This window comes from Catenuloplanes japonicus, from assembly GCF_000717135.1.
Lineage (GTDB): Bacteria > Actinomycetota > Actinomycetes > Mycobacteriales > Micromonosporaceae > Catenuloplanes > Catenuloplanes japonicus.
Genome location: NZ_JNXY01000015.1, coordinates 1 through 21,383 on the forward strand (window position 1 = coordinate 1; position 21,383 = coordinate 21,383).

Annotated in this window: 21 protein-coding genes and 4 pseudogenes; 17 read left to right on the forward strand and 8 right to left on the reverse strand. The window is 68.6% G+C overall.

Features of this window, described 5'->3' with window-relative positions:
• Nucleotides 1–199 (forward strand): response regulator transcription factor (locus tag OP04_RS20740; RefSeq protein ID WP_198153908.1); only part of this gene is annotated, 199 nt, incomplete at its 5' end.
• A 58-nt stretch (nt 200–257) separates the two neighbouring features.
• Nucleotides 258–644: a tyrosine-type recombinase/integrase gene (locus OP04_RS20745; protein ID WP_085066622.1), complete on the forward strand. Its 387-nt coding sequence runs from the start codon at nt 258–260 to the stop codon at nt 642–644.
• Between the two features lie 92 nt (nt 645–736).
• Here the strand turns inward: OP04_RS20745 and OP04_RS20750 are convergent, their stop codons facing one another.
• Together OP04_RS20750 and OP04_RS20755 are read right to left on the reverse strand one after the other, a co-directional pair.
• Complete coding sequence (locus OP04_RS20750) at nt 737–1,231, reverse strand: hypothetical protein (RefSeq protein ID WP_033341440.1); 495 nt, start codon at nt 1,229–1,231, stop codon at nt 737–739.
• A gap of 87 nt (nt 1,232–1,318) precedes the next feature.
• Complete coding sequence (locus tag OP04_RS20755; RefSeq protein WP_033341441.1) at nt 1,319–2,332, reverse strand: hypothetical protein; 1,014 nt, start codon at nt 2,330–2,332, stop codon at nt 1,319–1,321.
• Between the two features lie 369 nt (nt 2,333–2,701).
• Between OP04_RS20755 and OP04_RS20760 the strand changes: the two genes are divergently transcribed.
• From OP04_RS20760 to OP04_RS56820, 5 genes and pseudogenes are all read left to right on the forward strand, one after another.
• Complete coding sequence (locus tag OP04_RS20760; protein ID WP_232323670.1) at nt 2,702–3,820, forward strand: hypothetical protein; 1,119 nt, start codon at nt 2,702–2,704, stop codon at nt 3,818–3,820.
• A gap of 823 nt (nt 3,821–4,643) precedes the next feature.
• A pseudogene (locus tag OP04_RS54725) lies at nt 4,644–4,841 on the forward strand (cold-shock protein); the annotation flags it as partial.
• A 36-nt stretch (nt 4,842–4,877) separates the two neighbouring features.
• A pseudogene (locus tag OP04_RS54730) lies at nt 4,878–5,069 on the forward strand (cold-shock protein); the annotation flags it as partial.
• Between the two features lie 60 nt (nt 5,070–5,129).
• Nucleotides 5,130–5,603: pseudogene (locus tag OP04_RS56995) on the forward strand (cold-shock protein); the annotation flags it as partial.
• A 144-nt stretch (nt 5,604–5,747) separates the two neighbouring features.
• On the forward strand, nt 5,748–5,972 hold the full coding sequence (locus tag OP04_RS56820; protein ID WP_085066623.1) for a barstar family protein: 225 nt from the start codon (nt 5,748–5,750) through the stop codon (nt 5,970–5,972).
• A gap of 73 nt (nt 5,973–6,045) precedes the next feature.
• Here OP04_RS56820 and OP04_RS53495 read toward each other — a convergent pair whose 3' ends face one another.
• A complete protein-coding gene (locus OP04_RS53495; RefSeq protein WP_063746651.1) occupies nt 6,046–6,900 on the reverse strand; it encodes a hypothetical protein in 855 nt (284 codons plus the stop codon).
• Between the two features lie 201 nt (nt 6,901–7,101).
• On the opposite strand from OP04_RS53495, the gene OP04_RS20780 reads away from it, so the two are divergent.
• The 5 genes and pseudogenes from OP04_RS20780 to OP04_RS20800 all read left to right on the forward strand — a co-directional run bounded on the left by OP04_RS20780 (nt 7,102) and on the right by OP04_RS20800 (nt 11,524).
• Entirely contained in the window at nt 7,102–7,623 is a 522-nt protein-coding gene (locus OP04_RS20780; RefSeq protein WP_033341444.1) for a hypothetical protein, read from the forward strand.
• A 480-nt stretch (nt 7,624–8,103) separates the two neighbouring features.
• A pseudogene (gene istA, locus OP04_RS20785) lies at nt 8,104–9,648 on the forward strand (IS21 family transposase); the annotation flags it as partial.
• Between the two features lie 101 nt (nt 9,649–9,749).
• The gene (locus OP04_RS20790; protein ID WP_033341445.1) at nt 9,750–9,977 is read left to right on the forward strand and encodes a hypothetical protein; all 228 of its coding nucleotides are present in this window, start codon (nt 9,750–9,752) and stop codon (nt 9,975–9,977) included.
• Nucleotides 9,974–10,750 (forward strand): IS21-like element helper ATPase IstB, encoded by a 777-nt coding sequence (istB, locus tag OP04_RS20795; RefSeq protein ID WP_033341446.1) that lies wholly within the window; start codon nt 9,974–9,976, stop codon nt 10,748–10,750. The genes OP04_RS20790 and istB overlap by 4 nt, the downstream gene beginning before the upstream one ends.
• 240 nt (nt 10,751–10,990) lie before the next feature.
• On the forward strand, nt 10,991–11,524 hold the full coding sequence (locus OP04_RS20800; RefSeq protein WP_157240110.1) for a hypothetical protein: 534 nt from the start codon (nt 10,991–10,993) through the stop codon (nt 11,522–11,524).
• A gap of 596 nt (nt 11,525–12,120) precedes the next feature.
• On the opposite strand, the gene OP04_RS51890 is transcribed toward OP04_RS20800, so the two are convergent.
• Together OP04_RS51890 and OP04_RS20805 are read right to left on the reverse strand one after the other, a co-directional pair.
• Nucleotides 12,121–12,516, reverse strand: coding sequence for a DUF4262 domain-containing protein (locus tag OP04_RS51890; RefSeq protein ID WP_198153909.1), 396 nt, complete (start codon nt 12,514–12,516; stop codon nt 12,121–12,123).
• 66 nt (nt 12,517–12,582) lie between these two features.
• Nucleotides 12,583–13,470: a hypothetical protein gene (locus OP04_RS20805; RefSeq protein ID WP_033341447.1), complete on the reverse strand. Its 888-nt coding sequence runs from the start codon at nt 13,468–13,470 to the stop codon at nt 12,583–12,585.
• Nucleotides 13,471–13,551: 81 nt separating this feature from the next.
• Between OP04_RS20805 and OP04_RS20810 the strand changes: the two genes are divergently transcribed.
• Nucleotides 13,552–14,529 (forward strand): TRM11 family SAM-dependent methyltransferase, encoded by a 978-nt coding sequence (locus OP04_RS20810; RefSeq protein WP_232323671.1) that lies wholly within the window; start codon nt 13,552–13,554, stop codon nt 14,527–14,529.
• A 40-nt stretch (nt 14,530–14,569) separates the two neighbouring features.
• Here OP04_RS20810 and OP04_RS20815 read toward each other — a convergent pair whose 3' ends face one another.
• Nucleotides 14,570–15,454 carry a helix-turn-helix transcriptional regulator gene (locus OP04_RS20815; RefSeq protein ID WP_033341448.1) on the reverse strand — a complete coding sequence of 295 codons (885 nt, stop codon included), beginning with the start codon at nt 15,452–15,454 and terminating at the stop codon, nt 14,570–14,572.
• A 93-nt stretch (nt 15,455–15,547) separates the two neighbouring features.
• On the opposite strand from OP04_RS20815, the gene OP04_RS20820 reads away from it, so the two are divergent.
• Nucleotides 15,548–16,438 carry an oxidoreductase gene (locus OP04_RS20820; protein ID WP_232323672.1) on the forward strand — a complete coding sequence of 297 codons (891 nt, stop codon included), beginning with the start codon at nt 15,548–15,550 and terminating at the stop codon, nt 16,436–16,438.
• A 241-nt stretch (nt 16,439–16,679) separates the two neighbouring features.
• Complete coding sequence (locus OP04_RS20825) at nt 16,680–17,444, forward strand: SDR family NAD(P)-dependent oxidoreductase (RefSeq protein WP_198153910.1); 765 nt, start codon at nt 16,680–16,682, stop codon at nt 17,442–17,444.
• 282 nt (nt 17,445–17,726) lie between these two features.
• On the opposite strand, the gene OP04_RS48555 is transcribed toward OP04_RS20825, so the two are convergent.
• Nucleotides 17,727–18,356 (reverse strand): site-specific integrase, encoded by a 630-nt coding sequence (locus OP04_RS48555; RefSeq protein ID WP_051798443.1) that lies wholly within the window; start codon nt 18,354–18,356, stop codon nt 17,727–17,729.
• Nucleotides 18,357–18,438: 82 nt separating this feature from the next.
• Here OP04_RS48555 and OP04_RS49855 point away from each other — a divergent pair, with 82 nt between their 5' ends.
• Nucleotides 18,439–19,140: a hypothetical protein gene (locus OP04_RS49855; RefSeq protein ID WP_051798446.1), complete on the forward strand. Its 702-nt coding sequence runs from the start codon at nt 18,439–18,441 to the stop codon at nt 19,138–19,140.
• Nucleotides 19,141–19,274: 134 nt separating this feature from the next.
• Here OP04_RS49855 and OP04_RS48560 read toward each other — a convergent pair whose 3' ends face one another.
• Nucleotides 19,275–20,117, reverse strand: a complete 843-nt coding sequence (locus OP04_RS48560) for a GlxA family transcriptional regulator (protein ID WP_063746652.1) — start codon at nt 20,115–20,117, stop codon at nt 19,275–19,277.
• Nucleotides 20,118–20,341: 224 nt separating this feature from the next.
• Here OP04_RS48560 and OP04_RS20845 point away from each other — a divergent pair, with 224 nt between their 5' ends.
• The gene (locus OP04_RS20845; protein WP_051798448.1) at nt 20,342–21,355 is read left to right on the forward strand and encodes an MFS transporter; all 1,014 of its coding nucleotides are present in this window, start codon (nt 20,342–20,344) and stop codon (nt 21,353–21,355) included.
• Nucleotides 21,356–21,383 lie beyond the last annotated feature (28 nt).

Sequence of the window (21,383 nt, forward strand, 5' to 3'; positions counted from 1 at the left end):
GCGCGGCGTGCTCACCCCCGCGGAGTTCAAGGTGGCCGCGCACGTCGCGACCGGCCTCAAACAGCGGGAGATCGCGGCGAAGCTGTTCCTGTCCCCGCATACGGTCGACGCCCATCTGCGGCACATCTACGCGAAACTGAGCATCGACAACCGCGCCGCGCTCGCCACTTGGTACGCGAACCAGATTTCGGTCACGTGAACGTGTCTCTCGTTCTGCCAAGTTCGGCTGGAGTGCTAAGTGAGACGGCCACCGCGTACTGAAGATCCGAGGCAAGGGCGACAAGACCGTTCTGATTCCGTTGCCACCCGCAGTGGCCCGCGCGATCGACACGGCGGTCGACGGTCGCGAGCACGGTCCGATCCTGCGCAACACCTACGGTGTCCGGGTGGACCGGCACGCCGCGACCCGCCGGCTGAAGATCCTGGCCGGCAGGGCCGGGATCCGGATCGCGAGGATGCACCCGCACATGCTCAGGCACACGTTCGTGACCACCATGCTCGACGCAGGCGTCAGACTCCGCGACGTCCAGATCGCCGCCCGGCACACCGACCCGCGCACGACCATGCGCTACGACCGGGCCCGCAAGAAACTCGACCGGCATCCCTACTGGATCCTCGCCGCCTTCATGGCATCCGGCACTTGACCACTTACGCGCGAACTGGCCGATGAGCGTGCAGCCAGTTCCAGAGTCAGCTCGAAGCCGCAGACTCTGATCTGGTGCCGGGTTCTACGGCCTCACGATGCCGGCGGCGGGTCGATGACTACCACCCGATCGGTCTCGGTGAGGAAGCCGAGGACCGGGTGCTCGGCCGGACTGCCCATCTCGCCGTCCATCAACACCGGCTTGCCCAGGTGCCGCCCGACTGCCCGGAAGAACCTGCAGAACTCGTCGAGCCGCTCCTGACCCTGTATCTCGCGCAGGTCGAGAACAAAGCCGATCTCCTCGGCCGTATCGAACGGGAAGATCATCAGCATGTGGGCGGACGGCCATACCCTCAGAGCCGGGCACTCGGAGTTGGGTTCCCGGGCCAGAATCGCTGCCGCGGTAGGTAACGGCAGGATCGTCTCACCTTCGGAGTACTCGAACCGCCAGCCACGCGCGACGACGAGATCGAGGAGAGCCTGCCAATCCGTCACCGAGGTATGCGGAACGCAGGCATCGGGAAGCGATCCCATCAGATCCGGATCGAAGAGCTCCCGGACATCGTCCCAGAGCAGGTCAGCGGCCACGCCGTCATCATGCCGGGCGCGTCCCGCCGACGGCATCCGGATTGCCGCCGACAGCGCGCTGCGTCCGTTTCTGTCCCGTACCCGTGTTCAGTCGTGTTGCAGCAGCATGTCGTTCTTTTCGGGCTGACCGGAGAAGCCGCCGTACACGCGGTTGGGGCCGGTGATGAGCGGGCCCACGCCGGCCTTGGTCAATTCGCGGACGGTCGTCCCGTCGTCGAAGCCGTTCTGGACGCAGCCGGCGTACCGCATGGTGATTTCCGCGGTTCCGGTCGCGGACCGGACCAGTAGCACGATGATCTGGTCGCCGTGTGCCACCTCCGGTGCGCAGTCCGCCGGGGTGTCCAGGCTGTGCCCGACCGGTGCGGCGGCGATCTGCCGGATCTCGTCCGCTGCCGCCGCGCCGTCCAGGCGCAGGCTGGACAACAGGCGCGGCGAGGGCGTCCGGGCGGAGTCCTCGTCCGGTAGTGGGTACTTGCAGACCGATATCGAGGTCACGTCTCGCAGGGTCTCGACGTTCACCGGCGGGGTGGGGCGCAGGCCCGGTCCGTTGCTGATCCGGTGACTGGTCGGGCAGCCGGCGTCGTCGACTCGCACCTGATGGATGGTGGCGGCGATCCGGTCGCGCCACTGCTGCGGTGCCTGGATGATCACCTCGGTACCGTCCCGCCGCACAGTCGTGCGGTCGCCCTCGGCCTCGGTGTCGTCGCCTTTGTCCGTACGGTCGAAGCCGACCGTCCACCCGGTGTTCGCGATCAGGAACCCGGCGGGCGGGCCGTCCTGGTCGATGCCGCAGGAAATGGCCGGGACCGGAGCGCCGGGCCGGGCGACTACGGGCGGATGTTCGCCCGGTGTGATGCACCACGCGTTCAGCCGGAGCGCCTGACTGTCCCACCCCCAGTCGCCGGGCACGCCGACCTGGACGCCGCCGAACGACTCCCACCGCCAGCCAGCCGGCAGCTCCGGCTGGTCACCGACCGGTTCCGCCAGCGATGCCGGGGGCGCCGGCGCCGATGCCACCGGAGCAGGTCCCGCCGGGCGGGCACACGCGGCCACCAGGCCCACTGCCGTCACGATCGTGACCAGCCTGATCACGCTGTGCATTGCCCCTCCCGCCGGGGTCGAGCTGACACTTCAGGCGCTCGGATGCAGGCGGGTTATCACCGGTTCCGTTCGGATACCGCAACGGTCAGGAACAAAAGCGACGTACCGCCATCTGCCGGTAGCGTACGGCAGCCCGAGGGGCTTGATGATGATATCTGCGGCCGGATATCGGGCGTGTTCTCATAGCCCGCGACCCCGTGTGAGGCATGACCCGACGGCCGCCCCTCTGTCTATATCCCTCGGATCCGATCCGCAAGGACGGCCTGGGGGTCGAGGCAACAGGCAGAGCACCGCGCTGAGGTTGCTGAAGAACACGCAAGGTGGAATTATCACGGCCATGATCAAAAGAATCGAGTCTTCCGTCCGCCGGTGAGCGTGGCGACCGAGCCTGAGCTGCTCGGACCCCGGATCGCTCTGTACGAACACGCTCTGCGTCTCCATCAACACCATCCAGACGGTGCTTTGCCTGGTGATGGTGAGCCGTATCCAGACGATGAGCGTTACCGTTCGCGGCCGTCATACCGGCGTGCGAGGGACCAACGGCTCTACGGGGCGGATGTCGCTGTCATCCTCGACCGGCACTTCAGCCACCCTGGCGCGCAGGCGAGTGACCTTGTCGAGGCCTTCCGCGATGTCTACGTCCCGATCCATCGCAACGACCACATCGTTGCCGCTGCGCTGCGCGCGGATCGGCGACGAGTGCGGCAAACCGGCCGGTGGCTGGTGCGGCACAGTACCGATCGCAATGCCGCCACGGTCGGACTCACACTGCTGGCCGTCGATTCCGACGAGGGCGACATCCCACTGATCCAAACCATCGGTCTGCTGTCGAACCATTTCGGCCCGTTGGCCGCAGAGGCGTTGCAGCGCCGCCGTGGAGGTGCAGAAGCGCTGCAGTGGCTTGCCGGGCGCGTCGCCGGCTGGGGCCGGGTCTACGTCGTCGAGGCGCTATGCCGACCAGGCGCTGCCAACTCCCGGTCGTGGCTGCTGCGCCATGCCTGCGACGGCGACTACCTCAACGGCTACTTCGCAGGGAAGGTCGCCACCACAGCGTACCTGCATGAAGCGATCACCAGCGCCGACGCTGACGACGACTTGATCGACCACACCGGCCGACTCCTGAGGACCATGGCGGACTGCGGGGGCATGGGCATGACCCTTGAGCACTACCCGCCGGCACCTGTCGTGCTGGCCGCGCACGCTGTTCACCTCGCCCGGCAGGCGCCGACAGTGAACCGGTACATCGATGCCGCGATGATCGCTCACTATCTGGTGGCCAAGCCTCCGGACCGATGCGGCTGCACTACCGAGCAGCGGGATCGGATCGTGCAGCAGTACCTCGCCGTACTCGAGCAGCCCGATTGGCGCGATGCGGTCCGTGTGGGTCTCGGCCCGACCAGCGACTTCTTTGCATGGTTCACAGGCCATGTCGCGGCGAGGCTGGGTCTCGGCGCATTTTCCGACGGGACGGGAGATGACGAACGCTGAACCCATGCCGCCGATCAACACCAGCAATGACGGCGTCGAGTCCTCCTAAGGACGCCGCTTCCGAGGGGTCGTCCGTCTGCCAGCCGGCGGCGGTCCGCGCTGAGGCCGAGGAAGGCCGGCAGACCCATGGTGCCGACGCGGCTGAGGCCCCGCTTAGCACCGTGCGGTCAACGAGCTTGCCCGCGCCCTGGCACACTGGCATTTCGACGGTGACGGTGCACACCCGCTGGCTCGGGCCGATCACGTTCTCACCCAGCCATGCCCTCAAGGCCGGCCTCGGCGGACGCTGCACGGCCTGACCCAGCACCCTCAGCAGAGAACGCATCGAACTGCCCCGGCCTGCGATCGAAACAGGCCCGGCAGAACATGCTGTGTGCCGCACACATGTGCCTGTCGAGGCTGGTCACGTTGCGCCGATGAGGCAGGGGCACGTCTGGTCCTGGTGCTTGCAGTCGTAGGAGCGGGGATGGCCGCAGTAGCAGACGCTGAGCAGCGTGTGCTGGGGTCGGTGGACTGGTCCGGGTCAGCGCCGCATGCCGGGCACGGTGCCGGCGCGTCTGGACCGGTCACCGTCGGCGCTGAGCAGGCCCGCCAGGCAGCGACGCGCTCGGCCACGGAGTCGAACTCATCGTCGGCCACGTCGAGCGGCCGCGCGGCGGGCGGGTGCGACGAGCCGGTCGGAGTCGTTCGCGACCGCCACCGGCGTCCTGGCCGCCTACGACCTTTTGACGACCGACTGACCGTGGGGCGGTCCCGGTGGTCCCGGGCACGACGGCGTCAGCGAGACTGGGGGCAATGCCGCTCTAACGACCTGGAGTTTCCTATGCCGCACGGGATCGTCCGTTGGTTCGACGCCGAACGGGGGTTCGGCTTCCTCGCGCCTGACGACGGATCACCAGACGTGTTCGTGCACGCCTCCGAGATCGTCGGGGACGGCGGGTCGAAGGTGCTCCGTGAGGGCCAGGCCGTCGAGTTCGAGGCCGGCGAGAACGACCGCGGTCCTCAGGCGCTGCGCGTGCGCGGCACCGCTGAGCAGGCCGCCGGCGGTGCCGTGGGCGTGCTCGGCACGGTCAACTGGTACGAGCCGACCAAGGGGTACGGGTTCGCGTCGCCGGACGGCGGCGGCCCCGACATCTTCGTGCACAGCTCGGCCATCGTGACCGGCGGCGTGGTCAGCGAGGGGCAGCGGGTGGCCTTCGTCGTCGTGGAGGGCGAGCGCGGCCCGCAGGCCGCGCACGTGATCCCGCTCGGTCCTGGGGCCGGCCTGCCCGCCACGACAGGCGGTGCCGACGGGGCGGACGGAACCGTCTCCTGGTACGACGAGGACAAGGGCTTCGGCTTCATCACCCCCGACTCCGGCGCCGGGGACGTCTTCGTCCACGCCCAGGCCCTGTCCGAGGGCCTCAGCTGGCTGGCAGAGGGCGACCGCGTGGCGTACGAGGTGGTCAGCAGCGACAAGGGCCCGCAGGCCCGCGACGTGCATCTGGTCCGAGGGGCCGAGCCCGCGCCGCCACCGCGACGCCCGGCACCGGCCGGGCCGCCACCCACCAGGATTAAGCCGCCGTCACGGGGCGTGCCCGCACGCGCGGGCCAGGGCGTCGTCGCACGTTACGACGGCGACCGCGGGTTCGGGTTCATCACCCCGGACGCCGGAGGCGACGACCTGTTCGTCCACGTATCCGTGGTCGCCGGGTCGGAACCGCTGCAGCCGGGCGACCGGGTCCGGTACGCGGTGCGTCAGAGCGACCGGGGCCCGCAGGCCGACCGCGTGGAGCGCCTCTGACACCTCTGAACACATGCTCATCTGCCGCGGACAGGGTAGGCGAAGTGAGTCGTCGACGAGTGCCCGAAAGCATCGCGGGGTGCAGGTAGTCCTTGATGGTCATCGGGTGAGCTCGGAAGCCGAGCTGCATCGGGAGCTGGCGAGCTGCTCGACTTCGGCCCCTTCTACGGTGGGAATCTGGATGCTCTGTGGGATCGGTTGAGTACCGGCGTTGAACGGCCGGTGCACCTTCTGTGGACGGATTCCGGGGCCAGTCGGGCCGCGATGGGCCTTCTGTCGTTCGAACGCGTCGAACGGGTCCTTCGGGAGGCCGTCGAGCAGGACACCGCCTGGAGCCTGAAGGAGCGCTTCACGTACGCGCTCGCATGATGCACGCCGTACGCCGATGCGCTCTCATGCCGCGATCCGTGCTTGGCTATCGGCTTGTTGTGCACTCTTCGGGTCACTTGGGTGGTAGAAGGCGCCGGAGTGGACGGGATAGGGCTTCGCTGAGATGCATGTCCTCGTCACTGTGCATGGTCGCGTTGATCACGCCCATGACGACGTGGGCCGAACTTGTCGTGGTGACTGCGGTAACGAGATCGGTACCGGATAGGCCAGCCAGGAGTTGGCGTATCAGAACGCCTTCGCCCCAAAGTGCTTCGGCGGGTACTGGAAGCCGGCCGAGCCACGACAGTAGGATCGCCGCGCGCTCCTCCGGTGAACCAACCGCTGCGGTGAGTGTCCGGCGGACGTCCTCAACCTGCGCGGCAGAGAATGCGCCGACCTCCTGCCCGGTGAACTTCAACAGCAGCGGATGCAGCACGTCAGGCACAGCCCGCTCGGCGAGATACCGCTGGCCTCTCTTACCAGCCGGCCGGAACTGCGGACGGCCTTCGTGCAGATCCAGCAAGTCGGTCAGCGGTGCCAGGAACAACGCGAGCTGGCGCGGCACACCTTGTCGAGCCAGGAATATGTGTAGTCCCGCTGGGTCAAGGACGTTCAGGTCGTTACGAAACCTCGGCCGGTCCCAACTCACCGAGCCGAAGCCGTGGATGCTGGCACTGGTTGTCACCCGCCCGCAGGAATCGAGAAGCACGACGGTCTGACCGCCGTGACAGCGGCAGATATCGCCTGTAAACCGCCCCGTCGTGGTCAGCGCCCTCACAGCAGCAATCGACTCGACACTCCGCAGTTCGGCCAGCACCTCACGGCCGTCGAGAGGCTCTCCGGCCTCGCCGCCCGTGACGATCTGGACGACTTCTGTCCGACACCACGCGTCGTCGAGCCAGTCTCGCATCGCGGCCTCGGCAATCATCGACAGATGATGTCAGATCCGGCACCCGGTCAGCCTGAGCCCACACTCTTCTGCCGCTGATCGAGCGCTACCCCATCATGGCGACAGGCTCTTTGAGCTGCGGAGGCCCAATCTGTTCGCGCTGGCTGCTGCTCGATGCGGTCGACGTGTAGACCTCCGACGAGCACGACACCCCTCGCGCCACTGTGACAACATGGCCAGGTGACAGGGGAACCAGAGAGGTCGCAGGCGCGGATCGAACTGGCTGACCTGGTTCGACTCGCCAAGCTGGCCGCCGACGCGGAGGCGGAACTGTTCAAGCGGAATCCGCAAGGCTCGGGCCGCTACGCCGGCCGTCTCCTGGGCCGCGCCCTGTGCCAGGGTGCGGCCTTGCACTTCATAGATGGGACAAATGGCGTCAAGGACTTCGACGTCTGGTCCTTCTACGCTCAGCATTCCGATTGGCCCTTCCCGCCTCGGTGGCGCGGAACCCGAGACTTTGGCCCGTCCAAGTTCGGGAGATACCTTCATGATCCGCCGCAGTACGTGGGAAGGCGGGTTGATCTTCTCGGGCGGTCGCTTCCCGCACTGCTGGGCGCCGACCCAGCCGATGTTCTTCGCATCTATCTCGCAGGGCGCAGGACCGACTCCGCCAAGGCTCTCGCGGCCAAAGCCGTCGTACTGATCGACCCGGCGAACCGCGCGGGCGAAGTGGTGTGGCCCATCATCGACCATGCGAGCTGACGCGCTCTCATGCCGCGATCCGCGCGTAGCGGCCGCAGCGTTGTGACGCTCGGTAGCCCGATGAGGTCGTTCCACCTGCATGGTCTCGGAACGGCCCGCGCTCGACGTACACCGTCGGCCGGGGATGTGACGGTGCAGCGTGCCCGTGGCTCGTAGCGGTCCCGCTGTCCCACTCGGAAGGCTGCGGATCAGAATAAGCCGCCGAGCGTGCGCGCCGGTTACCTCCGGGCCGGTATGCCTGTTGTTCTCTCTCGGCTCTAGCATCGATGGCGTGGTCAACAGTGCTGATGAATTGTCAGCGCTCACGTAATTCCCCACTTCTAGCGGTCTGACGTTCAGGTAATTCCCCACCCGGTCGCTCACGTAATTCCCCAGGTCACTTGGGGTGTGTGCGGTGGTTGGTGGTCCTCGTGATCAAGGAAGAGTGCTCTCTCGTCCGGACGACGGGTGGGGGAGCCGATGGCGAGGAGAACGTTCGACGTGGTCGATGTGACCGAGATCTTCACCCACTGGTATGCGGGCCGGTCGATCAGCGAGTTGTCGGTGTCGCTGGGTGTGGATCGTAAGACGATCCGTAAGTATCTGGCGCCGGCGGTCGCGGCGGGGCTGACGCCGGGTGGGCCGGCGATGAGCCGGCAGGAGTGGGCGGATTTGGTGACCCGCTGGTTCCCGCAGCTGGCCGATACGAGGCTGAGGCAGATCACCTGGCCCCAGATCGCGGTGTTCCACGAGTACATCGCCGAGCATCTCGCGGCCGGGGTGACCCAGGCGACGATCCACCAGCGGCTGCGTGACGAGCACGGGCTGACGGCGAGCGTGGCGTCGTTGAAGCGGTATGTCGCGGCGAACATGGCCGAGCAGGTGCGCCGGGACCGGGTCGTCGTGTTGCGCGGCGAGACGGACTACCCGCCCGGAGAGGAAGCCCAGATCGACTACGGTCATCTCGGGTCCTGGGTCGATCCGACGTCCGGGAGACAGCGGCGGGTATGGGCGTTCGCGATGGTCCTGGCCGCGTCCCGGCACATGTTCATCCGGCCGGTCCTGACCATGGACCAGCGGGCCTGGACCGAGGCTCATGTCGAGGCGTTCCGGTTCTTCGGCGGGGTGCCGCGGCGGCTGGTCCCGGACAACCTGCGCACCGGCGTCGACAAGCCGGATCTCTACGACCCGAAGATCAACCGATCGTATGCGGAACTGGCCGAGCACTACGGTGTGCTGGTCGACCCTGCCAGGGCCCGCAAACCGCGGGACAAGGCCCGTGTCGAGCGGCCGATGCCCTATATCCGTGACTCGTTCTGGCGCGGCCGGGAGTTCGCCTCCCTCGATCAGATGCAGGCCGCCGCGCTGCGCTGGTGCGTCGAGGTCGCCGGCCGGCGCGCGAGCAGGCCGCTGTCCGGGGCCGCCCCGGCGGTCGTGTTCACCGCGGTCGAGCAGGCGGCGTTGCAGCCGTTGCCGTCCCGGCCGTTCACCCTGGCCACGTGGTCGACGGCGATGGTCGGGCCGGACATCCACGCCAAGGTCGGCAGGACGATCTACTCGGTGCCGTGGCGGCTGATCGGCCAGCGCGTCGACGCCCGCGAGACGCCGATGGTGGTGCAGATCTTCCACCAGGGCACGCTGGTCGCGACCCATGGCCGCAAACCCTCCGGGAAGCAGACCGATCTCGGGCACTACCCGCCGGAGAAGATCGCTTTCCGGATGCGGACGCCGGCCTGGTGCCGCACCCGCGCGGCGGAGATCGGCCCGGCCTGCGTCCAGGTGATCGCCGGGCTGCTGGAGGTCAACGCCCTGTTCCGGCTCCGCGCCGCGCAGGGTGTCCTCGGCCTGGCCGACAAACACGGCCCCGCCAGGCTGGAAGCGGCCTGCGTCAAAGCCGTCACGGCCGGTGACCCGTCCTACCGGACGATCAAGGGGATCCTGGCCGTCGGCGCCGAGACGGACCCGCCCCGGCCGGCCGCCGGTGACGGCGGGGCCGCGGCGCACCTGCGCGGTCCTTCGCAGCTGTTCGCGACCGTCATCCCCTTGCCCACCACGAACACCGCGCCCGGACCGGACCCGGTGACCACGAGCGAGGACCGTGACGGACCCGGTGACCACGATCCCGGCACCTCGACGGCGGTGCTGGCATGACCAGCACCCCCACCACCGGCAGCGACACCGCCGGCTCGATGGCCGGGCCCTCCTACCCTCTGCCCACCCCCGCCGGCGGTGACGCCCGGTTCAGCTACGGACTCCTGCACGACGTCGCCAAAGCTTTGCAGGCCAACGGTTTTCCCCGTCCTGAAGGCGCCGACTGGGCGCACCTGATGACCGCGCTCGGCACCTTCCTCTACCAGTCCAAGGAGACTTCGTGACCATCGTCGACGCCGCCCTGCGCGACAGCCTGCGCGCCCTGAAGCTGTCCGGGATGCTCCACACCCTCGACGCCCGCCTGGTCCAAGCCCAGGCCGGGGAACTCGGCCACCTGGAGTTTCTGCAAGTCCTCTGCCACGACGAGATCGGCCGCCGCGACACGATGAGCATCCAGCGCCGGCTCCGCCGCGCCCGTTTCGAGCACGCCACCACCCTGGAAGAGTTCGACTTCCACGCCAGCCCGAAACTCCCCGCCGCGCAGATCCGCGACCTCGCCGCGCTCCGCTGGCTCCACGCCGGCGAATCCGTCATCCTCCACGGCCCCGTCGGCGTCGGGAAAACCCACATCGCTCAAGCCCTCGGCCACCTCGCCGTCCGGCACGGCGCCGACGTCCGCTTCTGCAAAACCAGCCGCGCCCTGGCCGACCTCGCCGGCGGCCACGCCGACCGCACCTGGCCCCGCCGCCTCGCCGAACTCACCCGCCCCGCACTACTCATCCTCGACGACTTCGCCATGCGAGAACTCACCGCACAACAAGCCGACGACCTCTACGAACTCATCAGCGAACGCGCCCAAGCCGGACGCTCACTCATCGCCACCTCGAACCGCTCACCCGCCGACTGGTATCCACTCTTCCCGAACCCCGTCGTCGCCGAATCCCTCCTCGACCGGCTCATCAACACCAGCCACCAGATCTTCATGAACGGCCCCAGCTACCGACCAAACAAACGACCCGGCTCCGCCGGGTCGACAACCACCAAGACCACCAAGTAGAACTACAACCAGAGGCCCACCACCTGGGGAATTACCTGAGCCGAGCCCCGGGGAATACCGTGAGCGCCGACAGAATCCGGCCCACTGACAGCCATGTTGAGCTGGGCCGATCCAGCGGTGGTACTCCGGGACACTCACTGGGCCGCCCTGGAACACGCGCGCGGTCGGGCCGATGACGTTGTTACCCCGCTGTTGCACCTGACCGACGATGACCCTGACGCCCGAACGTCCGCTTTGGAGGTGCTCGAGCTGGTCAACCACCAGAACAGCATTTACTCGACGACCGTGCCCGTGGCTCTCTATGTCGCCGGGATCCTGGGTGACCCACGGACCCTGCCGGTCATCAGTACCTATCCCACCTGGCGCGGCGAGTCAGGTTGCCTCCGTGTCATTCTGTTGGACTTTCTCGGCGGCCTGGCGGATGGCGTCTGCGACGAGGAACTGGTCGCTGCGGCTAAACACGGCTACCGGCTTGAAGACGATCCGGCCGTCATCGCCGTGTTGGCCGCTCGGCCGGCGATGTTCGCATCGGTGTCCCGATACCTCGGAGACGTCGATACGCAGATACGCCACTCGGCCGTGGTCGCGGCCGGATACCTTCTTGACGCCCCGGAGCTGCTCGATTACCGGCCGGCACTTCTCGCTCCCTTGCGGGACGTTGCCGTGACCAGTCGCGACATCTCCCAGCGCGCCCGTGCCGAGCGCATACTGCTGACATGGAACGAAGGTCCCCCAGTAGTCATCGACTCCGAGATGGACGCACCGCCGTTCTGATCGCGTACCCGCGTCGGCCGCGGGCGGACCGGGCCAGAACGTCCTCATCTAATAGGTTCTTGTTACACATCAGTTCGACGGGGGATGCGCTACTCGGCAGCAACCTCCGATACTCGGCCCGAGCGGTTGAAGGGGCCGAGATCGGACGCACTGATCTGCCGCGATGCGCGCGGCAGGTGGGCCTCGGCGGACGTCGCTGGTGGCGCTGCTGCCGTACTCGCTAGGCTCGGCGTTGTAGTCGTTCACCAGCAGCGTTGCGACGACCACCTGAATCCGCCGACGTGCTGGCGGCGCAACGTCGCGAACGAGCCCTCATCCGTAGCGAACGACAACGACGCTGGGGCCAACCCGTCATCGCGTGGTCTGACCCGCAACACCGTAAATCTTCAGACCCTCCTGCGGCGTAATGCTCGGGGTGGATGCGTCATAACCGAAGGCCCCGTGGTCCTGAGGTCCGGTGGTCCCACCGGACCGCGAATCAGAGATCTTGTGTCCAGACGCCTCGGGGATGCTGGTCAGGCCGGAGCCAGAGGCTGGGTTGCCGGTCACGCGCCGTCGGCTCGTATTCGGGGTCAGTGGGGAATCGTTGGTGGCTGTCAGCCCAGAGGACTTGGACGAACGGAATCGGCGGGCGCCGGTAGAAGCGATCGCGGTACCGAAGAACGCCTTGTACCAACCCGGTTCGATGGTCTTGAACAGCACGGGTCGCCATCGATGACGTGGCTGCGTTCGTAGTCCAGCTCCGGCGGCCATCCGTCTGTGGCCTGTCGGCCCAACACATTCAGGCACGCTTTCATGGTGCCGATGTCCAGGCCGAAGGTCGCCAGTTCGGGTTGGCGGTGGCTGTGCCAGAGGCCGACGGTGAACGCCCAGCCAGGCCTGAGATCGTCCTCGGGAACATGCATGACACTCCAGCCACGCTCCTCAACGTGGCCGATGGTGTTGCGGTCGATCGTGTCCAGTCGATCCCGGTCGCCGTAGTCGTGGCACATGATGCGGGGACAATTCGGCTGGCTTCGACGATCCGGTTTCGTGTGCCTGTGCCCGTCCAGGCACGGTCAGCCGCTCGTCTCCTGTGGAGGGCCGGCCGTCAGCTGCCAGCGTCGGTGCACCAGCCGCAGCATGACCGCGACCGCGAACGTCACGGCGACGATTTCCGTGTGGAACACGTCGATCACGGCGGCTACGAACACCCCCAGCGCGACCGCGAACGCCCACCGGTACCGGCGGAAGGGATACACCGTCAGTGCCACGCCGGCCCCGAAGAGCAGACCACCGCCACGGAAGACCGGCGGGTCATACCAGACCACACCGAAGTCCCACAACACCTTGGTGATGCCTTGCTGCACCACGATCATTCCCGCGGCGACCAGTAGGGTGGCGCTGATCGGGAGACGCAGCCACTCGTCCCCGCCACGTCGCGGCGCCCGGGACGGAACGACGGCGGCCACCACGATCGGAACGAGCGGCAGCAGCGCCCAGCGCAGCCAGGGGCCGATCGGATCCTCGAACACCGCGGAGCCGAACCACGCGCCGAGCGCGGGCAGGCACACCCCGACGACGGCCGCGGTGATGACTGCGGAAGCGGACACGACCCGGGGTGACACGCGAAGTTCGCCACGAGCGTGCCCGGTGTCCAGGGCTCCGGCGATCACCGCCGACGCGCTCAGCGCGCACACGACCGCCAGGATGCCGGCGGTCGTCAGCGCGCCCCAGGGTATGAACAACTTGTCGAAACGCCGGAAGAATCCGCCCGTGGTCTGGTAGTTGAGCGCGCGGATCCGGTACAGCAGGTGTGCGTACAGCAGCAGCGCGGCGACGCCGGGAACGGCGATACTCCACGTGCGGCCCATCGCCGGCGGGGCCGGGGCCGCCGGCGTGGACGTCGAGGCCCGGCTGCCGATGCCGGCCGCCCCGAACACCGCCGCGGTCTGCGGTGGAAGCACCTGCTCGACCCAGCCACCGGCGCGCCCACACCGACCTGCTCGTCTTCATCCCCACCCCGCCGAGCCGCCAGGGCAAGAACCGTGCCTGAACCCGCCGACCCCGGACAGCACACACCCCCGACGCCGCTGTCGGTGTGGGCCACCGCCCAACGCACCGGAACCGCACAACGCCGCGGCCGATACGTCCGCGACACCGTCCGGCACCCCGCCCGGATGCTCCCCGCCATCGCCGCCCACGCCATCACCACCTACAGCGAACCCGGCGACCTCGTCCTCGACCCGATGTGCGGCATCGGCACCACCCTCGTCGAAGCGGTCCACGCCGGCCGCGACGCCATCGGCGTCGAGTTCGAGAGCCGCTGGTCCGACATCGCCGACGCCAACGTCACCCACGCCCACCAGCAAGGAGCCACCGGACACGCCGCCGTCATCCGCGGCGACGCCACCCGCCTGCTCTCCCTGATCCCGACAGCCCTGACCGGCACCGTCGACCTGATCATCACCTCGCCGCCGTACGGGCCACACACCCACGGCAACGTCCGCCTCGGAAACGACGGCGTCTCCAAGACCGACTACACCTACAACGACGGCACCGACCGCGGAAACCTCGCCCACCACGACCATGCCGGACTCACCGAAGCGTTCACCGGGATCCTCCGCGCCTGCGCCGTCCTGCTCCGGCCCGGAGGGACCGTCGTCGTCACCGCGCGCCCGTGGCGCGACAAAGGAGAACTGATCGACCTGCCGTCAGCGGTCATCGGAGCCGGCCAGCGCGCAGGGCTGGTGCCCACCGAGCGATGTGTCGCACTGCTCGCCGCCGTCCGCGACGAACGGCTTGTCCCACGGCCGACATTCTTTCAGCTCGATGCTGTCAGGAAGGCCCGAAGCCGGAACGTTCCCATGCACCTTATTGCTCACGAGGACGTTCTCATCTTCGTCCGTCCGATAATCTCCGCGAGTTCCGGCGAACCCAAGTGCTCGCATGGCGAATCCGGGTGTCCAGTCGGCTCATCATGCCATTCGGGCACTCGGGTTCGAACTCACCCGAGCGATCAGTGAGTGCTGCGACGCCGTGCGTGGCCCGAGGCGCCTGTTGCGATTAGGGGCGGACGTTGGTGCCGTGTCCTTCGCCTTGCGGGTTGGCTGCATCGTGGGAGCCGGAACGCCAGCGGGCGAGGAAGGCCAGGGCGTCTTGTGAGGCGGTGTCCGCGGCTGTGTAGATGAACAGGGTTTGGGTGGCGTCGTCGGGCAGGACGAAGGCTTCCCAGTCAATGCGCAGCGGCCCGGAGACCGGGTGGTTGAACCGTTTGGTGCCGGAGGTGCGGCCTTGCGGGTTGGGTTCGGCCCACCAGGTGCGGAATTCGAGGCTGCGGGTGGCGAGTTCGCCGACGAGTGCGGCGATGTCCGGGTCGCCGGGGCGGGCGCTGGATTCCATGTGCAGCACGCCGACCATCTCGGAGGCGATGACGGCCCAGTCCTCGTAGAGGTCTTTGGCACTCGGTTCGGTCAGCAGCCAGCGCAGCAGGTTGCGCCGGTCGTCCGGCTCGGCTGGGAAGTCATGGATGAGTGCCCAGGTCAATGGGTTGCCGGCGAGTATCTCCATACGGGGTCCGAGGACGAACGCGGCCTGGTTGGTGAAGGTAGCCATCATCCGGGCCACACCGGGCCGTACTCCGGGGCGTGGTCCGGTGCCGCGGCCGCCGGTGGGGCGGTGCCCGGCAAGGTTGAACAGGTATTCGCGTTCGGCGGGGTCGAGTTTGAGGGTGCGGGCGACCGCGTTGAGCACGGACTCCGACGGGGTGATCTGCCGGCCCTGTTCGAGGCGGATGTACCAGTCGACGCTGACGCCGGACAGGAATGCGACCTCTTCGCGGCGCAGCCCGGGGACACGGCGCGGGCCGGTCACCGGGACGCCTGCGGCGGCGGGAGTGATCGCAGCCCGCTTGGCGGTGAGGAAGGCGCTCAGCGCCCGGTTGGTCGGCATGAACCGATTGTGACTCGACCGGGCAGCGCGAGGGTGGGCCGGTGAGTCCTATGGTCGAGCGACCCTTCTTGCACCGATAGGAGCTGGGCTTTCGTGGAGTGGCAGGCAGCGACCGCTGCCGTCACCACCGGAAAGGCAAACCCCATGCTCACCTGGTTCATCACCGGTTCCTCCCGTGGCTTCGGACGTCAGGTCGCGCTGCGCGCCCTGCACAACGGTGACCGGGTCGTGGCCACCGCCCGCGCGGTCGAGGCGTTGAAGGACCTGCAGGAAGTCGGCGGCGACAACGTCCTGACCCTGCCGCTGGATGTCACCGACCCGGAGCAGGTCGTCGCTGCCGCGACCGAGGCCGAGGCCCGTTTCGGCGGTATCGACGTGCTGTTCAACAACGCCGGCATCGGCTACTTCGCCGCCGTCGAGGAGAGCGACGAGGCCGAGATCCGCCGCATGATGGAGATCAACGTGTTCGGGCTGGCTGCCGTCACTAACGCCGTTTTGCCGGGCATGCGTGCCCGCCGCTCGGGTCGCATCCTCAACGTCTCCTCCGTCGGCGGGGTGCGGTCGTTCCCGGCCGTGGGCTGGTACAACGCCTCCAAGTTCGCCGTCGAGGGCCTGTCGGAAGCCCTCGCTCAGGAAGTCGCTCCGCTCGGCATCAAGGTGGTGCTCGTCGAGCCGAGCGGGTTCGCCACCGACTGGGCGGGAAACTCCGCTGCGGAAGTGACGCCCGAAGCGGAGATCGCCGACTACGCGCCGACCGCAGGCACCCAGCGCGCCGGGTTCCGCGCTGGCGCCGGTAAGGAGGACGGCGACCCGGCCCGCGCGGCGGTGGCGATCGTCGATGTCGCGCACGACCCGCAGCCGCCGCTGCGGCTGCCGTTGGGCAACTACGCCTACGACGGGCTACTGGAGAAGCTCGACACGGTCCGCGCCGACATTGCCGCCCGGGAAGCGATCAGCCGCAGCGCCGACCGCGACGCCGCCTAAAGCAGCAAAACTGCGGATTGCGGTCACTCCGGATCAACGGCGAGGTCGGTGGAGACGCCAGACAACCTGGTGCCGGCCGACGGGTACGACCGAACCTCCGCCGCAACGCCGGTGTGATCACTGCCGAGTCCTGCGGCCGGGTGCACCCAGCCGCAGGCACACCAACGCCGCCCCGCATCCCCACTCCCGACCGCAACCGGTAAGGATCTATCCCATGACCGCTACACGACCCTTGGCCATAGTGACCGGCGCATCCGCCGGCATCGGCTACGCCCTCGCCCAGCAGGTCGCCCGACACGGGCACGACGTCATCATCACCGGGGCCAGCGGGCGCGTGCACGACTCCGCCACCCGCCTCGCCGCGGGCACCGGCGTTGAGGTCACCGCCGTGCAGTCCGACCTGCGCACCGCCGAAGGCGTCGATCAGGTCTGGAATGCCGTCACCGCCACCGGCCGGCCCTTGGCGATCGCTATGCTCAACGCGGGCGTCAGCCTCGGCGGTGCCGCGTTCGTCGACACTGACCTCGCCGACGAACTCGACGAGATCAACCTGAATGTCGTGTCCCAGGTCAGACTCGCCAAGCCGATCGCCCGGCACATGGTTGCCAACCGCGCCGGCCGGATCCTGTTCACCAGTTCCTTGTCCGCGACCACCCCCACCCCGTACGAGACGGTGTACGGCCCGACCCGGGCCTTCGTGTACTCCTTCGCCCAGGGACTACGTCAGGAACTTCTCGGCACCGGAGTCACCGTCACCGCGCTGCTGCCCGGCGCCACCGCCACCGAGTTCCACGCCCGGGCCGGGATGGGCGGCACCCGGTTCGGCGACAACTCGTGGAAGAACGACCCCCAGCTTGTCGCGGCCAAGGGCTTCACCGGGCTGATGGCCGGCCGCGACCATGTCATCGGCGGCGATCGCGCGACCTGGCGTGCCGCGATCCGCCAGCGGATCCTGCCCGAACGGATCAAGGCGGCGCAGTTCGCGAAAGCGTCGCGTCCTCGCTGAAATCGCCCGCGAAAACCGCTCGTGAGCCATGACGGGCTGTGGGCCGGAGCCACGGTCGGGATCAACGGGACGGTGTGGGCTACCGCCGCAAGCCGGAGTTGGTGAGGAGTTGGCGGGCGTTGGCCGCCCACCCTTCACTGAAGCCGAAGACCGCGGCCAGATGAAGTGGATCGGCTCCGGCAGTGATGGCTTCGTCGAGCTGGCGGTCGATGCGCAGCCGCTCGAGGGTGCCCGGCAGGCCACGCAGGTTGAGGATCCAGGTGGCGCTAACCGGCGCGTGACCTAGCGAGCTGGCGCTGCTGACCAGGAGATGCTGGTTGGCTGTGCCCGGCCAGCGCTCGCGCCGGTAGGCCAGCCAGTCGAGAGCGGGGCTTGGGTGGTGAGCTCGTCGAGTGGGCGGCTGTTACCGGCGATGGTGAGTCGCCGGTTGGCGAGATCGACGTCGTCGAGGTGCAGAGCACGGATTTGACCTGGCCGGGCGGCGTGGACGGCCGCGAGGATCACGCAGAGCCTGGCTTGCGGGGCGGTAGCGGCTGTGATGCTGGCGGTGATCTCCTCCGAGCGTAACGGCTGCCAGATCGTGTCCGGGGCACTCGGTATCGAGATCGCATGGGTGGGGTTGCGGAAGATCCTCTTGTGCTGCCTGGCCCACCGGAACATTGCTCGCAACGCCGTGGCGGCGCTCTCCCGGCGTGATCCCTTCAGCGTTCCGAGGTAGGCGAGGACATCGTCGCGGGTCACTTCGCGCAAGTGTGGCCAGGCCGCGGCGGCGTCCGCAGCGAGGCCGAGGTAGGCCCGAACGGTTAGTTCGTCGCGGCGTCGGCTGCGTGGGCTCCCGGCGCGTAACAGGCGCGCCCAGGTGAGCAGGTCGCGGCGCCAGGCGTCCGGAAGACCGGCCACCTTCGCGGCCATCAGGTTCTCCAGGGCGGCCGGCCGATCATCTTGCGGATGCAGCGACCGCTACCGCTCCACAACGCCGTGTCATCATGCTGCCGTGACTGAGAACCGGGCCGACCTGCACGGCATGATCGACGACATCGTGCGGTCAAGCCAGGCGGAGGAGCACCTGTGGTCGGACCCCGACATGCGGGCGCTGTTGCACAGCCTGGCTGCTGAGGATCCGAAAGCCGCCACGGTCGGCCTTTCCTGTTTGTGGACCGCGTTCATCGAGTACCCGAACGTATTCGCGCCTGCAGCGCCGGCCGTCCGGTACGCGCTGGCACTGCTGGACCGCAAGGTGGGCGGCGACACGGTGATCCGCAGCCCGGACGGCAGACTCCGGCCGTTGCGAGGGCATCTGCTGACCTGGTTGTCGGAGATGGCTGACGCGGTCGGCGATGTCCGTGTCGGTGAGTTCGTCGAGCTCGCCGGATGCTCGCCGTTGGAGTCACCCTCTTCGGCCTGGCACGCGGTCCGGCAGCTCCGGTCCCAGATGTACGATGCCGCCGTCGCGTTTCTGGACGACCCTCACCCCGGTGTTCGGCAAGAGGCGATCACCGCGGCGGTGGTACTCGTACGAGTTCCGGAGCTGGCCGTCCATCGGCAGCACATCGCGGCCGCGGCGCACGCATTTCTGGACGCCTGCGCCGACCCGGTGCGCAGGCGATGGGCGGGCGAAGCATTCCACGAGCCGAGCCCGACGTATGCCGCCGACGAGCCCCTACGAACGAAACCAGTACCCGGCCCGATGCTCTGATGACCGTGGCTAGCTTGATCAGCGGAACGTTCAGGTACTCGGCCGGTTCCCGCCGCCGCCGTGGCTGACCGCCGAGCAGGGCGCAAGCGAGCAGCGGTCAGGGAGGGGAAGCAGGCCGGCCTACGCCGGGCGCTTCAGGCGGAGGCGACGTTGAGGTCGTACCCGCGCTGTGTCTGCTCTTGCTTCTGGTCTCCCGAACGGCGGAACGAGTCACGGTAGGCGGCCGGGGTGGTGCCGAGGGCGGCGCGGAAGTGGCGGCGGAGGTTGACGGCGGAGGACAGGCCGACGCGGGCGGCGATCGCGCCGACCGGCAGGTCGGTCTCCTCGAGGAGCGCGCGGGTGCTGGCGATGCGGCGGTCGCGCAGCCAACGGCCGGGGGACACGCCGAGTTGGTCGGTGAAGTGGCGGGTGAGCGTGCGCGGGGAGAGGCCGGCGTGGGCGGGCATGTCCTCGATGGTGAGCGGCCGGCACAGGTGCGCGGTGATCCAGTCGAGCAGTGGCGCCAGCGAGTCGGGCATCGGGCCGGTGGTCGACAGCCGCAGGAACTGGCGCTGGCTGCCCTCCCGCTGCGGTGACGCGGACAGCTGCCGGCCGATCCGCATCGCCAGGGCCGCGCCGTGCTCGCGGCGCACCTGGTGCAGGCACAGGTCGACGGTGGTGGCGGACGCGCCGGCGGTGGCCACGTCCCCGTGGTCGACGAAGAGCACGGACGCGTGCGCCCGGACCAGCGGGAACCGGGCGGCCACGTCGGCGGTCATCTCCCAGTGCACGGCGGCGGCCCGGCCGTCGAGAAGTCCCAGGCTCGCGGGTACGTAGACGCCGGAGCAGATCGCGACGATGCGCGCCCCACGGCGGTGCGCGGCCAGAACAGCAGCCCCGACCTCGTCGGGCACGTCCGGGCCGGCGTGCCAGCCGGAGATCAGCACGGTGTCCGCCACGGCCAGCGCCTCCAGGCCGTGGTCGACGATCACATCCACCCCAAGGGTGGTACGGATCGGGCCCGGCGCACCACGTGCAGTCGTAGTGCGCGGGAATGTCCGGCCCGTGGTCGCCGAAGACGGCGGACGCGCTCGTCACCCGGTACATCTCCAGCGGCGGGTCGACGAGCGCGACGACGCGGTGCCTTATGGCGTGAATGTACCCAATGGACGTCCTGCCCAGCGCCTGTGGGTGACCCGTCGCACGCCCAGAATGGGACACCATGCGCACCGCACTGCTCACGACGCCGGGCCGGCTGTGGACCAGGAACTTCACGCTGTACTTCGGCGCCCGCGCCGTCTCCCTGCCCGGTGACGCGATGCTGCCGGTCGTGACCGCGCTCGCCGTCGGCGCGATCCACGGCGTGTCCGGGGTCGGTTCGGTGCTGGCCGTGTGGACCGCGCCGTTCGTGCTCTTCGTGCTGTTCGGCGGCGTCTTCGCGGACCGGATCGGGGCCCGGACGATGATGGTCGGCGCGGACGCGGTCCGGCTGGCCACCCAGTCCGTGGTCGCGGCCACGTTCCTGATCAGCGGACTATGCCTGGTGTTGTTGCGCCTTCCCGGGCGTACCCCCGTGATCGGCTCTTCCTCGCTCTTCGGCGACCTGCGTCGTGGCTGGTCGGAGTTCCGGTCCCGCGCCTGGATGTGGTCGGTCATCCTGATCTGGGTCTTCTTCGGGATGCTGGTCTTCGGGCCGTACGTGCCGCTGGGCTCGCGCCTGATCGGGGAGCGCCTCGGGGACGTCGCGTTCGCGTGGGTGATGGCCGGGCTCGGCGCCGGCACCGTGCTCGGCGGCCTGATCGCGATCCGGTTGCGGCCGGCGCACCCGCTCGCCGCCGGTGGGATCGCCATGTCCGGGTTCGCGTGCATCCCGCTGTCCGTGGCGCTGGAGCTGCCGCTGCCGCTGCTGATGGCCGGCCACCTGATCGGCGGCGTGGCGTGGGCGTTCTGGTCGGTGATGTGGTCGACGAGCGTGCAGACCCAGGTCGCGCCGGACGTGCTCAACCGGGTCACCGCGTACGAGGTGGCCGGCTCGGTGTCCGGGGTGGCGATCGGGCAGGCGCTCGCCGGGCCGGTCGCGGAGATCGTCGACCCGCGCGAGCTGCTGCTGCTCTCCGGCGCGGTCAGCGTCGCGGTCTGCGCCGCACTGCTGCTCACCCCGGCGATCCGCGGTCTGCGACGGGCGCCGCTGTCTTACGCTCGTCCGGAGGCCGAAGGCAATGCGGGACGGCTGTGACGGGTCCGAGTCCTCGAACCGGCCGGCC